General features: G+C 67.3%; 15 protein-coding genes. 14 read left to right on the top strand and 1 reads right to left on the bottom strand.

Annotated elements, in window-relative coordinates; all coding sequences use genetic code 11:
- Positions 1-35 precede the first annotated feature (35 nt).
- Together ACMX37_RS09780 and pssA are read left to right on the top strand one after the other, a co-directional pair.
- On the top strand, positions 36-788 hold the full coding sequence (locus tag ACMX37_RS09780) for a phosphatidylserine decarboxylase (RefSeq protein WP_483145743.1): 753 nt from the start codon (positions 36-38) through the stop codon (positions 786-788).
- Entirely contained in the window at positions 785-1,714 is a 930-nt protein-coding gene (gene pssA, locus ACMX37_RS09775) for a CDP-diacylglycerol--serine O-phosphatidyltransferase (RefSeq protein ID WP_483145742.1), read from the top strand. The genes ACMX37_RS09780 and pssA overlap by 4 nt, the downstream gene beginning before the upstream one ends.
- Here the strand turns inward: pssA and ACMX37_RS09770 are convergent.
- Positions 1,638-1,916, bottom strand: coding sequence for a hypothetical protein (locus tag ACMX37_RS09770; protein ID WP_483145741.1), 279 nt, complete (start codon positions 1,914-1,916; stop codon positions 1,638-1,640). The genes pssA and ACMX37_RS09770 overlap by 77 nt on opposite strands.
- Before the next feature lie 300 nt (positions 1,917-2,216).
- Between ACMX37_RS09770 and rpsB the strand changes: the two genes are divergently transcribed.
- The 12 genes from rpsB to rpmE all read left to right on the top strand — a co-directional run bounded on the left by rpsB (position 2,217) and on the right by rpmE (position 13,747).
- Positions 2,217-2,999 (top strand): 30S ribosomal protein S2, encoded by a 783-nt coding sequence (gene rpsB, locus ACMX37_RS09765; protein ID WP_088913913.1) that lies wholly within the window; start codon positions 2,217-2,219, stop codon positions 2,997-2,999.
- Between the two features lie 125 nt (positions 3,000-3,124).
- On the top strand, positions 3,125-4,051 hold the full coding sequence (gene tsf, locus ACMX37_RS09760) for a translation elongation factor Ts (protein WP_088913914.1): 927 nt from the start codon (positions 3,125-3,127) through the stop codon (positions 4,049-4,051).
- A 145-nt stretch (positions 4,052-4,196) separates the two neighbouring features.
- Positions 4,197-4,916: a UMP kinase gene (pyrH, locus tag ACMX37_RS09755; RefSeq protein WP_483145740.1), complete on the top strand. Its 720-nt coding sequence runs from the start codon at positions 4,197-4,199 to the stop codon at positions 4,914-4,916.
- A 20-nt stretch (positions 4,917-4,936) separates the two neighbouring features.
- A complete protein-coding gene (gene frr, locus ACMX37_RS09750; RefSeq protein WP_285710900.1) occupies positions 4,937-5,494 on the top strand; it encodes a ribosome recycling factor in 558 nt (185 codons plus the stop codon).
- 100 nt (positions 5,495-5,594) lie between these two features.
- Positions 5,595-6,278 (top strand): polyprenyl diphosphate synthase, encoded by a 684-nt coding sequence (gene uppS, locus ACMX37_RS09745; RefSeq protein ID WP_483145739.1) that lies wholly within the window; start codon positions 5,595-5,597, stop codon positions 6,276-6,278.
- The gene (locus ACMX37_RS09740) at positions 6,265-7,029 is read left to right on the top strand and encodes a phosphatidate cytidylyltransferase (protein WP_483145738.1); all 765 of its coding nucleotides are present in this window, start codon (positions 6,265-6,267) and stop codon (positions 7,027-7,029) included. The genes uppS and ACMX37_RS09740 overlap by 14 nt, the downstream gene beginning before the upstream one ends.
- Positions 7,030-7,036: 7 nt before the next feature.
- Entirely contained in the window at positions 7,037-8,203 is a 1,167-nt protein-coding gene (gene dxr, locus ACMX37_RS09735; protein WP_483145737.1) for a 1-deoxy-D-xylulose-5-phosphate reductoisomerase, read from the top strand.
- Between the two features lie 16 nt (positions 8,204-8,219).
- Entirely contained in the window at positions 8,220-9,317 is a 1,098-nt protein-coding gene (rseP, locus tag ACMX37_RS09730) for an RIP metalloprotease RseP (protein WP_483145736.1), read from the top strand.
- A gap of 184 nt (positions 9,318-9,501) precedes the next feature.
- On the top strand, positions 9,502-12,222 hold the full coding sequence (bamA, locus tag ACMX37_RS09725; RefSeq protein WP_483145735.1) for an outer membrane protein assembly factor BamA: 2,721 nt from the start codon (positions 9,502-9,504) through the stop codon (positions 12,220-12,222).
- On the top strand, positions 12,222-12,911 hold the full coding sequence (locus tag ACMX37_RS09720) for an OmpH/Skp family outer membrane protein (protein ID WP_483145734.1): 690 nt from the start codon (positions 12,222-12,224) through the stop codon (positions 12,909-12,911). The genes bamA and ACMX37_RS09720 overlap by 1 nt, the downstream gene beginning before the upstream one ends.
- 20 nt (positions 12,912-12,931) lie before the next feature.
- On the top strand, positions 12,932-13,408 hold the full coding sequence (fabZ, locus tag ACMX37_RS09715; RefSeq protein ID WP_088913923.1) for a 3-hydroxyacyl-ACP dehydratase FabZ: 477 nt from the start codon (positions 12,932-12,934) through the stop codon (positions 13,406-13,408).
- 114 nt (positions 13,409-13,522) lie between these two features.
- A complete protein-coding gene (gene rpmE, locus ACMX37_RS09710; RefSeq protein WP_088913924.1) occupies positions 13,523-13,747 on the top strand; it encodes a 50S ribosomal protein L31 in 225 nt (74 codons plus the stop codon).
- Positions 13,748-13,812: the final 65 nt, after the last annotated feature.

Below are 13,812 nucleotides of genomic sequence, written 5' to 3'. Positions count from 1 at the left end.
CGGGCGCCGGCGCGTCTGCCTAGAAGTCATAGCCGATGGCAGGCGAAATCGTCGATAACAAGGGCCGCGGCGAGGCGGGCTGGGATTGGCCCGCAATCCACCCGGAAGGGCGCAGGTTCGGCCTGATCGCGCTGGCCGCGAGCCTGTTTGTGCTGCTCGTGCTGGGGTGGGAGCTGCTGGGCTGGCCGATGCTGGTGCTCTCGGCCGGTGTCTTCGCCTTCTTCCGCGATCCCGAACGCGTCGTGCCGCAGAGCGACACCGCGATCCTTTCGCCCGCCGATGGCCGGGTGACGCTGATCACCGAGGTCGAACCGCCGCTGGAACTCCAGATCGATGACGGCTCGGGCTTTCCCGGCCTGCCGGCGGGGCCGGTGACGCGGGTCTCGATCTTCATGAGCGTGGCCGATGTCCACATCAACCGCACGCCCGTGGGCGGGACGGTGCGGCGGGTGGTCTACATCCCGGGCCGCTTCATCAATGCCGAGCTCGACAAGGCGAGCGAGGAGAACGAGCGCCAGCATTTGCTGGTCGAGCGAACCGACGGGCTGCGCATTGGCTTCACCCAGATCGCGGGGCTGGTGGCGCGGCGGATCGTGCCCTTCGTCAAGCCGGGCGACATCCTCGCCAAGGGCCAGCGCGTCGGGCTGATCCGCTTCGGCAGCCGGGTCGATGTCTATCTCCCCGCGGGCACCGACCCCCGGGTGATGATCGGCCAGACGGTGATCGCGGGCGAGACGGTGATCGCCGAGATCGGCGAACGCTGCCTCATCGAGGGCATCGCGCAATGAGCCGCCCGCCGCGCAAGGCCCCGGCACGCGGGCGCGGGGTGCGCCGGCTTCCGGGCGCGCGCTTCCTGCCGGCGCGGCTCGGCCCCAAGGCGGCCGAGGACGAGGATCAGGACGAGCTGCGCGCAGGCGATCTGCGCGGCGGGGGGCTGACGCTGCGGGCGATGCTGCCCAACGCGGTCACCGCGGCGGCGCTGTGCTCGGGCCTTACCGGCATCCGCTTCGCGATCGACGCACAGTGGACCTTCGCGATCGGGCTGGTCGTGCTGGCGGGCGTGCTCGACGGGATCGACGGGCGCATCGCGCGGCTGCTGAACGCGCAATCGCGCTTCGGTGCCGAGCTCGACAGCCTTGCGGATTCGCTGTCTTTTGGCGTCGCCCCGGCGCTCATCCTGTTCCTGTGGTCGCTGCAGGACTGGGAGCGGTTCGGCTGGTTCGCGGCGCTCGCCTTCGCAATCTGCTGCGCGCTCCGGCTGGCGCGCTTCAACGCCCGCATCGACGTCGACGATCAGCCGCACAAATCGGCGGGCTTTCTCACTGGCGTTCCCGCGCCGGTCGGGGCGGGGCTGGCTTTCACGCCCTTCTACCTGTGGCACGAGACCGGGATCGGTTTCTTCCGCGATCCGGTGCTGATGGTCGTGTGGCTGACGCTGATCGCGATCCTGATGATCTCCAACCTGCCGACGCTGAGCTGGGCCTCGCTGCGCCCGCGCCGTTCGGTCCGCCTGCCGCTGATCGCCTTCATCGGCCTGGCCTTCGCCGCGCTGCTGCTCGAGCCGTGGTGGACGCTGGCGGCGATCAGCACGGTCTATCTCGCGCTGATGCCCTGGGGCCTCGTCAAATATGCCCGGATCAAGCGGCGACGCAGGCTCGATGCGCTCGCGGCCGCGGCTGTGCCGCCGCAAGCGCCGGACGCCGCGCGGCCATAGCCCGCCCGACCGCCGGGCGCGGGGCGGGCCGCAGGCTCATCTCGACCGCCGCCGCCTTGAGCGCAAAGCCGGCCCGCAGCACCTCGCCCTCGCGCAGCAGCCGCAGATAGGCCGCGCGCGCCTTCACCAGGCTGTCGGCAATGACCGCGGCGGCGACGAGCGCGGCGAAGGTGAACAGGGCGGTGATGGCAAGCGCGAGCATGGCGGGTCTCCGATTCGTCCGACGGTTAATCGTTCGTTCTTTGTTCCTCTGCCTTGTTCCCTACATGTTCTAGCCTGTCAAGCGTCATTTTCCCGGCCGCCGAAACGGAATCTTGCGCGACCCGGCAATCGGGGCTGGATTTCGCGGCGCAAGGCGGCTAAGGGCCCGCTCGCCCCGGCTCGGGCACGAGGTCCGGCCGGTCGGCAAATTCGCATGGAAGGCGCACATACCGGTGCCGCGGCGGGATCTCCGCCAGCGCGGTTCCAGCCTTCCAGAGGAACAACCGGAAAGGAAATGACTATGGCGGCTCCCGTCGTCACCATGCAGCAATTGATCGAGGCCGGTGCCCACTTCGGCCACCAGACCCACCGCTGGAACCCGCGCATGAAGCCGTACATCTTCGGCGCGCGCAACGGGGTTCACATCATCGACCTGTCGCAGACCGTGCCGCTCTTCGCGCGCGCTCTGGACTTCGTGGAAGCCACCGTGCGTTCGGGCGGCAAGGTGCTGTTCGTCGGCACCAAGCGTCAGGCGCAGGAGCCGATCGCGGAAGCTGCGCGCATGTCGGGCCAGCACTTCGTCAACCACCGCTGGCTGGGCGGGATGCTCACCAACTGGAAGACCATCTCGGGCTCGATCCGTCGTCTCAAGTCGCTGGAAGAAATGCTCTCGGGCGACACCTCGGGCTTCACCAAGAAGGAAGTCCTCCAGCTCACCCGCGAGCGCGAGAAGCTGGAAATGTCGCTCGGCGGCATCCGCGACATGGGCGGCATCCCGGACGTGATGTTCGTGATCGACGCCAACAAGGAAGACCTCGCGATCAAGGAAGCCAACGTGCTCGGCATCCCGGTGATCGCGATCCTCGACACCAACGTCGATCCCAACGGCATCGCCTTCCCGGTCCCGGGCAACGACGATGCGAGCCGCGCGGTGCGCCTCTACTGCCAGGCGGTCGGTGAAGCCGCGCTCGCCGGCAAGGGCAAGTTCCAGGCCGACGTGTCGAGCGATTTCGGCGCGATGGCCGAGCCCCCGGCCGAAGACGTGGTCGCCGAAGAGCCGGCCGCGGAAGACGCCGAAGCCTGATCTTCCGGCACGGGCGGTTGCTCCGTCAATCGCCCGTCACAATCCCCCTCTAGCGCGCCCGGCATTGCCCTCCATCCGGAGAGAGCAGGGCCGGGCGCCCGAACACACACGAAAAGGAAACACCCATGGCCGATATTTCCGTCGCCGACGTGAAGAAGCTGCGCGAGCGCACCGGCGCTGGCATGATGGACGCCAAGAAGGCGCTGACCGAAGCCAATGGCGACATCGAGGCTGCGGTCGACGCGCTGCGCGCCAAGGGCCTCGCCACCGCCCAGAAGAAGTCGAGCCGCACGGCCGCTGAAGGTCTGGTCGGCGTTCTGGTGCAGGGCACCAAGGGCGTGGCCGTCGAGATCAACTCGGAAACCGACTTCGTCGCCAAGAACGACCAGTTCCAGAGCTTCGTGCGCAACGCCACCGCGGTCGCGCTCGAAACCGGCACCAGCGACGTCGAAGCCCTCAAGGCGGCGGCCTATCCGGGCGGCGGCACCGTGGGTGACAAGCTGACCGAGAACGTCGCCACGATCGGCGAGAACCAGCAGATCCGCCGCATCAAGCAGGTCGCGGTGACGCAGGGCGCGGTCGTGCCCTACATCCACAACGCGGCCGCCGACGGGCTCGGCAAGATCGGCGTGCTCGTCGCGCTGGAATCGGATGCCGACGCCGACACGCTCAACGCCCTGGGCAAGGACATCGCCCAGCACGCCGCGGCGATGTTCCCGCAGGCGCTGGATGCTGACGGCCTTGATGCCGACGTGATCGAGCGCGAGCGCAAGATCGCCGCCGAAAAGGCTGCCGAAAGCGGCAAGCCCGCCGACGTGCAGGCCAAGATGGTCGAAGGCGCGGTGAAGAAGTTCGCCAAGGAAAACGCGCTCCTCAGCCAGATCTTCGTCAAGGACGGCAAGGCGACGGTCGAGGAATACATCGCCAAGGCGGCCAAGGACGCCGGCAAGTCGATCAAGCTGGTCGACTACGTCCGCTTCCAGCTCGGCGAAGGCATCGAGAAGGAAGAAGTCGATTTCGCCGCGGAAGTCGCCGCGACCCTCAAGGGCTGATCCGGCTTCGAACACACAAGGCGGCCGCCGCAGCGACATGCTGCGGCGGCCGTTTCCGTGCCAGGCATCGCGCTTACCCTTTGCGATTTGGCGCTGGTCCCGTTAAGTGCCCCCCACCCGATTTCAGCAGGAGCCCCGAGGCCTCATGTCTCTCCCCACGATCAAGCGCGTTCTCCTGAAGCTTTCGGGCGAGGTCTTGATGGGCAACCAGCAGTTCGGGATCGATCCCGAATTCGTCGCCGAGCTCGCCAAGGAGGTGAAGGCGGCCAAGGAAACCGGGCTCGAGATCTGCCTCGTGATCGGCGGCGGCAACATCTTCCGCGGCATGGCGGGGGCGGCCAAGGGGATGGACCGCGCGCAGGCCGATTACATGGGGATGCTGGCGACCGTGATGAACGCGCTCGCCATGCAGAATGCGCTCGAGCAGCTCGGCGTGCAGACCCGCGTGCAGTCGGCGATCGAGATGGACAAGGTGTGCGAGCCGGTGATCCGCCGCCGCGCCGAGCGCCATCTGGAGAAGGGCCGCGTGGTGATCTTCGCCGCCGGCGTCGGCGCGCCCTATTTCACCACCGACAGCGGCGCGGCCCTGCGCGCGGCGGAAATGCGCTGCGACGCGCTCCTGAAGGGCACCAGCGTCGACGGGGTCTATGACAGCGATCCCAAGCACAACCCTGAGGCCGTGCGTTTCGAAACCGTCACTTACGACAAGGTGCTCGCGGACAACTTGAAGGTTATGGACGCCTCCGCCGTGGCGCTGTGCCGCGACAACAAGATTCCGATCGTGGTCTTCTCGATCCGCGAGAAGGGCAACCTTGCCCGCGTGCTGGCGGGCGAGGGTGTCCAGACCATCGTTCAAGACAACTGACATCAGAGAGGAACCCAGCCATGCCGCAATTTGACAAGGCCGATGTCGAGCGCCGGATGAAGGGCGCGGTGGAATCGCTCAAGAGCGACCTTCAGGGCCTGCGCACCGGCCGCGCCAACACCACCCTGCTCGATCCGGTGCAGGTCGAGGTCTACGGCTCGATGATGCCGCTCCAGCAGGTCGCCACCGTCTCCGCGCCCGAGCCGCGGATGCTCTCCGTACAGGTGTGGGACAAGTCGAACCTCCACGCGGTGGAGAAGGCCATCGCCTATGCCAACCTCGGCCTCAACCCGATCATCGACGGCCAGACCCTGCGCCTGCCGATCCCCGACCTGACGCAGGAGCGCCGCAAGGAGCTGGCCAAGCTCGCGGGGCAGTATGCCGAGAAGGCCAAGATCGCGATCCGCAACGTGCGCCGCGATGCGATGGAAAGCCTCAAGACCGACGAGAAGAAGAAGGAAATCTCCGAGGATGAGCGCAAGCGCGCCGAGGATCAGGTCCAGAAGCTGACCGACCAATACGTCAAGGAAACCGACGAGGCGGCGGCCAAGAAGGAACAGGAAATCCTGACGCAGTAAGGCGATCCTGAGGTCCGCCTCCCGTTCGTGTCGAGCGCAGTCGAGACACAAGGGCGGGCAGGGCCTCTCGACTTCGCTCGAGGCGAACGGACATTTGGGGATGGTATTGGACCAGACGCGCGCCAGACATGTCGCCATCATCATGGATGGCAATGGCCGCTGGGCCAAGAAGCGGGGCCTGCCGCGTGCGGTCGGCCACCAGCGCGGCGTGGAGGCGGTGCGGCGGCTGGTCCGCGCGCTGGAGCCGACCGGGCTCGAATGCCTCACGCTCTATGCCTTCTCCTCGGAAAACTGGAAGCGGCCCGACGAGGAGGTCGACGACCTGATGAACCTGATGCGCCGGTTCATCAAATCGGACCTCCCCGAATTCGTCGCCAACAACGTCAAGCTCAAGATCATCGGCGACTGGCAGAGCCTCGCGCCCGATATCGTCGCGATGCTGGAAGATGCCCTCGCGCAGACCGCGAACGGCCGGCAGACGCTCGCGGTCGCGCTCAATTACGGCGGCCAGCACGAGATCGCGCGCGCGGCGGCCAAGGCGGCTAGCGAGGGCGAGATCAGCATCGAGACCATCGCCGCCCATCTCGACACTGCCGATCTGCCCCCGCTCGACCTCTTGATCCGCACCAGCGGCGAGATCCGCCTGTCGAACTTCCTGCTGTGGCAGGCGGCCTATGCCGAGATGCTGTTCGTGGACACGCTGTGGCCCGACTTCGCGCCCGAGCACCTCGCCCGCGCGCTCGACGATTTTGCCCGGAGGGAGCGGCGCTATGGCGGACGGTGATGCGCGGGTGCGCGATCCCAAGGCGGGGGTGAGCGACCTGCCGGTGCGGTTCGCAAGCGCCATCGTCATGCTGGTGCTGGCCGGCGGGGCGCTGTGGCTGGGCGGCTGGTTCTGGACCGCCTTCGTCGCGCTGCTCGCGCTCGGCGTGCTGTGGGAGTGGAACCGTCTGGTCGGGCGCTTCGGCCAGTCGGCGGTGGCCGAGACCCTGTGGTTCTTCGGCGGGGTGGTCTATGTCGGCGGGGCGGCGCTGGCGATGATGGCGGTGCGCAACGGCCGCCAGATCCTGCCCGACCCCGAGCTGTCGGGCTATGCGCCGCTGGGCGTGCTCGCGGGCTTCATCCTCCCCATCATTGCGGTCGATGTCGGCGCCTATTTCGCGGGACGCGCGATCGGCGGACCCAAGATCGCGCCCCGCATCAGCCCGGCCAAGACTTGGGCGGGGCTGGGCGGCGGGGCCGCGCTGGCGGCACTGGTGGGCGTGGTCGTCGAACTGCTGGATATCGGCCCTGCCGCGCTCGTGCCGGGCTATACGGCCCTCGATCTCGCGATGGCGGGCCTTGCCGGACTGCTGATCGCGGTGATCGCGCAGGCCGGGGATTTCTTCGAAAGCTGGATGAAGCGGCGCGCGGGGCTGAAGGATTCGGGTGCGCTCATTCCGGGACACGGCGGATTGTTCGACCGGCTCGACGGCTTCATCGCGGTGTTCTTCGTGCTGTTTGTGATTGCCACGCTGCCCGCTTTGCTGGGATGATGCAGCGATGACGCGGACGCTCACCCTGCTTGGCGCGACCGGCTCGATCGGGGCATCGACGCTCGATCTGGTGCGGCGCAATCGTGACGAATGGCAGGTGGAGGCCCTGACCGCGCAGTGCAGCGCGGCGGAGCTGGCTGCGCTCGCGATCGAATTCGGCGCCAAGCTCGCGGTGGTCGGCGACGAGACCTGCCTGCCCGAACTGCGCGAGGCGCTGGGTTCCAGCGGGATCGAGGCCGCGGGTGGCCGCGCGGCGCTGGTCGAGGCGGCGGCGCGGCCGGTCGACATGACCGTGGCGGCAATCGTCGGCTGCGCGGGCCTTGCCCCTGTCATGGCGGCGGTCGATCGCGGCGGCACCATCGCGCTCGCCAACAAGGAGGCGCTGGTCTCGGCGGGCGAGGTGCTGATGGAAGCGGTCGCGAAGCACGGCGCGACCCTGCTGCCGACCGATTCCGAGCACAACGCGATCTTCCAGTGCCTGGCCGGCAACCGGATCGAGGACGTGGCGAAGATCACCCTCACCGCCAGCGGCGGCCCCTTGCGAACCTGGTCGCAGGCGCAGCTCGACGCGGCGACACCGGCCGAGGCGGTCAAGCACCCCAACTGGTCGATGGGCGCCAAGATCAGCGTCGATTCCGCGACGATGATGAACAAGGGGCTCGAATATATCGAGGCCTATCACCTCTTCCCGGTGGGGCTCGACCGGCTCGGGATCGTCGTCCACCCGCAGAGCGTGATCCATTCGATGGTCGAATTCCGCGACCGTTCGACGCTGGCGCAGCTCGGGCCTTCGGACATGCGCGTGCCGATCGCCTCGTGCCTTGCCTGGCCGCAGCGGATGGAGACGCCGCTCCCGCCGCTGGATCTCGCCGCCATCGGCGAGCTGACCTTCTTCCCGCCCGACGAGGACCGCTTTCCCGCCACCCGCCTTGCGCGCGAGGCGATTGCGGCAGGGGGCAGCGCGCCCGCGATCCTCAACGCCGCCAACGAGGTCGCGGTCGCGGCCTTCCTCGCCGGTCAGATCAGGTTCACCCGCATTGCGGCACTGGTCGAGGAAACCCTCGCGCGCAGCAACGACGCGCCGCGCCCGGCGAGCCTCGAGGAAGTGCTTGCCGTCGACAATTCCGCAAGGATGCAGGCACAGGCCCTGCTGGAGACCAACGCCCTTGTTTGAGAGCCCGCCTTTCTGGATGTACGTGATCGGCTTCCTGCTGCTGCTGGGACCGCTCGTCACCCTCCACGAACTCGGCCATCTGCTCGTCGGGCGGCTGTTCGGGGTTCGCGCCGAGGCCTTCTCGGTCGGGTTCGGCAAGGAGCTGGCGGGCTTCACCGACCGGCAGGGCACGCGCTGGAAGCTCTCGGCGCTGCCGCTGGGCGGCTATGTCCAGTTCAAGGGCGACATGAACCCCGCCTCGGTGCCCGATCCGGACGCGCCGGTCGAGGAGGGCAGCTTCCAGAGCGCCGCGCTGTGGAAGCGCGCGCTGATCGTGGCGGCGGGGCCGGTCACCAACATCCTCGTCGCGCTGGCGATCTTCTTCGCCTTCAACCTCGCTTTCGGAAAGCCCCTGCCGGTCGAGCCCGACGAGGTCGGCACGGTCGCCGCCTTCACTGAAGGCTCGCGGGCGCAGGCGGCGGGTTTCCGGGTCGGGGACCGGATCGTGGCGATCGACGGCGTGGACATGACCAGCTGGCGCGAGATCCAGCAGACGATCATGCTGCGGCCCAACCACCGCTTCGTCATCACCGTGGAGCGGGGCGGCGCGCGCCGTGACCTGCCGGTGACGACCGCCTCGCAGCAGCTCACCGACAATTTCGGCAACAGCCAGACCGTCGGCCTGATCGGGATCCGCACGCTCGAGACCGAGGAACGCTATGCGCCCCTTTCGGTCGGCGAGGCGGCGGCGATGGCGGTGCAGCAGTGTCTCGACACCGGACGGATGATGATCACCGGCATCGCCCAGATCATCCGTGGCGACCGCTCTTTCAGCGAGATGGGCGGCCCGCTCAAGATCGCGAAGTTCTCGGGCGAGCAGATGAGCCTCGGGCCGTTGAACTTCATCAGCCTTGCCGCGCTGATCTCGCTTAATTTGGCATTCATCAACTTCTTGCCAATCCCCGCGCTCGATGGCGGGCACCTGATGTTCTACCTGGCCGAGGCGATCCGCCGCAAGCCGGTGGGGCCGCGGGCGACCGAGTGGGCCTATCGCACCGGGATTGCGCTGGTGCTGATGCTGATGGTGGTGGTGACGGTGAACGACATTGTCACGCTGCCGATCTTCGGCAGCTGATCCGGGCGGTGGATAGGCACGCCGGGGCGAGGCGGTCGCGGCTTGATTGCGCGGGGCACATCGGGCAGAGGCGTGGCTCGGGACACAAGGCGGCGCGAGGGCGGGCGCGGCAGGTAGCTGGCAGGTTGGCATCACGGGCCGCAAGGCACGCGGCGCACAGGGTTGAGAACGGGATTTTAGCTGCATGAACCGATTGAGCGAGACGGGCGCGGTGCCGGCCGATTGCAACCCTGCCCACCTGCGCCCCGCCGTGCGGCTGGCGAGCCTGCTGTGCTGCGGCTCGATCCTTGCGGGCGTGCCCTCGCTCGCGATGGCGCAGCAGCAGGCCGAGCCTGCTCCCGCAGCGCAGCCGGCGGCGCCTGCCCCGGCCCCGCGCGGCAACGTGATCCGCACCATCACCGTGGTCGGGGCCGAGCGGCTCGAGCCGACCACCATCCTCAGCTACATCCGCCTGCGCGTCGGACAGGAATACACCGCCGCCGCCGCGGACGAGGCGATCAAGGATCTCGGCGCGACCGAGCTCTTCGCCAATTCCTCGATCCGCAACGAGAACGGCAACGTCGTCATCAACGTCACCGAAAACCCGGTGATCAACCGCATCGTGCTGGAAGGCAACGAGCGGCTCAAGAACGACAAGATTGTGCCCGAGATCAAGCTCGCGCCGCGCCAGATCTTCACCCGTTCCAAGGTCCGCGCCGACGTTGCGCGCATCATCGAGCTCTACAAGCGCCAGGGCCGCTTCGCCGCCAAGGTCGAGCCCAAGCTGGTGCAGCTGCCGCAGAACCGCGTCGACATCGTCTTCGAGATTTCCGAGGGCCCCAAGTCCAAGGTCCGCCAGATCAACATCCTCGGCAACGAGAAGTTCTCCGACGGGCAGCTGCGCGGCGAGATGGTGACCAAGCAGGCGCGCCTCACCAGCTTCTTCAGCTCGAACACCAGCTACGACCCCGATCGCCTCGCCTTCGACCAGCAGAAGCTGCGCCAGTTCTACCTGACCGAGGGCTATGCCGATTTCCGCGTCGTCTCGGCCGTCGCCGAGCTGACCCCCGACCAGCGCGACTTCATCATCACCTACGTGGTCGAGGAAGGCGAGCAGTACAGCTTCGGCGATGTCAAGGTCGACAGCCAGCTCCGTGACTTCGACAGCGAGGTGATGAGCACCCAGCTGCCGATGAAGAACGGCGATGTCTACAACGCCAAGACGGTCGAGGACACGGTCGAGCAGCTGACCGAACTCGCCGGCCGCTACGGCTATGCCTTCGCCGACGTCCAGCCGCGCTTCAACCGCAACCCGGCCGACCGCAAGATGAACGTCACCTTCGTCCTGCGCGAGGCGCCGCGCGTCTATGTCGAACGGGTCGACATCAACGGCAATACGCTGACGCAGGACAAGGTCGTGCGCCGCGAGTTCCGCCTGGCCGAGGGCGACGCCTTCAATTCGCTGGGCGTGCAGCGCACCACCGCGCGCATCAACTCGCTGGGCTATTTCCAGGAAAACTTCGAGGTGACCCAGACCGAGGGCAGCGCCCCCGACCGGATCATCCTCGAGGCCAACGTGGAAGAGCGCCCGACCGGCGAACTCCAGTTCTCGGCGGGCTTCTCCTCGATCGAGCAGTTCATCCTTGCCGGCTCCATCCGCCAGCGCAACTTCCGCGGGCGCGGGCAGACCATCGGCCTATCGGTCAACTACTCGCAGTTCTCGCGCTCGGCGCAGGTGAGCTTCTCCGACCCCTATATCTTCGATCGCAACATCTCCGGCGGGATCGACATCTACCGGCGCGATTTCAACAGCTTCAACTTCACCGGCAACAACCGCAACACGACCTTCCAGCAGGCCACCACGGGCTTCTCGATGCGCGCGGGCGTGCCGCTGACCGAATACATGTCGCTCGTCGGCAGCTACACGCTCAACTACGACGATGTGTCGCTCGACGAGAACCTGTTCTTCTCCGACATCAACGGCGACGGCACGCTGGAATGCGATCCGCTGCGCGCGGGCCGCTTCCTGTGCGACGCGATCGGTGAGCGGCTGAGCTCGATCGTCGGCCTCAGCATCAACTACAACTCGCTCAACTCGCGCATCCGCCCGACGCGCGGCAAGACCATTTCGCTCAGCGCCGAGTTCGCCGGCCTCGGCGGCGACGTGCGCTACACCCGCTTCCGCGGCCGCGCGCAGCAGTTCTGGAACGTCGGCAATTCGGGCTTCATCTTCTCGGTCCTCGCCGAGGGCGGGACGATCATCCCGCTGCAGGAACGCCCCGGCGCCGGCGTCGACGACGTGCTGCTGACCGACCGCTTCTTCCTCGGCGAACCGCAGTTCCGCGGCTATGCGATCCGCGGGGTCGGCCCGCGCATCCTGACCCAGACCTCGCAGCTCGACCAGTTCAACCGCCCGCTGCTCGACGAGAACGGCAACATCCTGTTCTTCACCGAGCGGCGCCAGGTGCGTGACGACGCGATCGGCGGGCGCAACTACTACCTCGGCCGCGCCGAGCTGGAGATTCCGCTCGGCACCGGCGCGCGCGAACTGGGCCTGAGGCCCTCGATCTGGGCCGACGTCGGCGCGCTGTGGGGGGTCGAGACCCCGGTGCTCACGGTCAATCCGGGCGGCACCCCGATCGTGGATGACCAGGGCCGTCCGCTCTATCAGGTCCCGGGCACCAACACGACCACCATCGATGCCACCCAGCCGGACGGCGCGCCCAACATCCGCCTGATCCAGCCCAACACCAACATCCGCGAGCTCTTTCTCGGCAACACCCCCAGCCCGCGCATCACCGCGGGGATCGGGGTCAACTGGAACTCGCCCTTCGGTCCTTTCCGCATCGACTTCGCCCAATCCATCCGCCGGGTGGAAGGCGACGACGAGCGGCGCTTCACCTTCAACGTAGGAACCCAATTCTGATGACACGTCTTGCCAAACTGATCGCCCCTGCCGGCCTGATCCTCGCTGCCACCGCCGCGCTGCCCGCGCAGGCGCAGGTCGAAGGCCGGATGGCCACGGTCGACATCTCGCGCACCATCATCGGCACCACCGCCTTCCAGACCGCCTACGAGCAGGTCAACACCACCTATGCCCAGCAGAACGAGCTGCGCCGCACCAAGGCGCAGGAGCGCCAGACCCTGCTCGCCAAGTTCGACAAGAACGGCGACAAGCAGGTCGACGACACCGAGCAGCAGGCGATGCAGAAGTCGCCCGATTTCCCCAAGCTCCAGACCCTCGAGCAGGAAATCCAGGGCCTCAGCAACCAGATCGATTCCGCCCGCGTCTACGCGATCGAGCAGATCATCATGCAGTATCCGGCCGCGCTTCAGGACGTGACGACCAAGCAGCAGATCAAGTTCGTGATCGAACCGTCCTCGCTGCTTTTCGCTCCGCCCGAAGCCGACATCACCCAGCAGGTGACCGCGGCGCTCAACACCAAGGTTCCGGCCGTCGGCGTGGTGCCGCCCTCGGGCTGGCAGCCGAGCCGCGAGGGCGTGCAGATTTTCCAGGACATCCAGCAGCGTCTCGCCATTGCCGCGCAGCTCGCCCAGCAGCAGCAGGCCGCGGGCGCCCAGCAGGGCAACCCGGCCGCGCCGGTCGGTCGCTGAACGCAGGCGGAGCAGGCAACATGAGCGAAGCGGGGAGCGCGCCGGCAGAGGTGCTCGATTACGATATCGTCAAGATCCTCAAGGCCTTGCCGCATCGTTACCCGCTTCTGCTGGTCGACCGCGTGAAGGCCATCACCCTTGGTGAGCGCATCCACGCGGTCAAGGCCGTGAGCATGAACGAGCAGTTCTTCCAGGGCCATTTCCCGGGCGCGCCGATCATGCCCGGGGTGCTCCAGATCGAGGCGCTGGCGCAGGCCGCCGGCATCCTCGGGATCGAGACGATGGAGCTGGCCGGGACCGGAAAGCTCGTCATCTTCATGGGGATCGAGAACGCCAAGTTCCGCGCCCCCGTGACGCCGGGCTGCCTGCTCGACCTCCACGTCGAATTCACCCAGAAGCGCAGCCGCGTCTACAAGTTCAAGGGCGTGGCGAGCGTCGAGGGCAAGACCACCTGCGAGGTCGAATTCACCGCGATGATGACCGATCCCCCCGCCTGATCGGCGAGCGAGAATATCGAGGTTGCATTCCGGTGCGTTGGCCACTAAGGCGCGCGCTTCCCATTCATAGCTGTGCCGGTCGGAACCGGCGCCACGCTGACAAGGAACTGCACCATGAAGGCCGAAGGTCACCCCGATTACCACATGATCACGGTCAAGATGACCGATGGCACCGAATTCCAGACCCGCTCGACCTGGGGCAAGGAAGGCGACGTGCTCGCGCTCGACATCGATCCGCTGAGCCACCCCGCCTGGACCGGCGGCAAGCAGCAGGTTTCCGAAGGTGGCCGCGTGGCCGCGTTCAACAAGCGCTTCGGCGGCCTCAGCCTCAAGAAGTAAGCTTCATCACAAGCTGCGCGGGCTTCGGCCCGCAACGAGGAGGGCGGCCCGACGGGGTCGCCTTT

It is taken from the genome of Porphyrobacter sp. THAI-01a (genome assembly GCF_056868655.1).
This window is presented reverse-complemented; position numbering and strand designations above follow the sequence as displayed.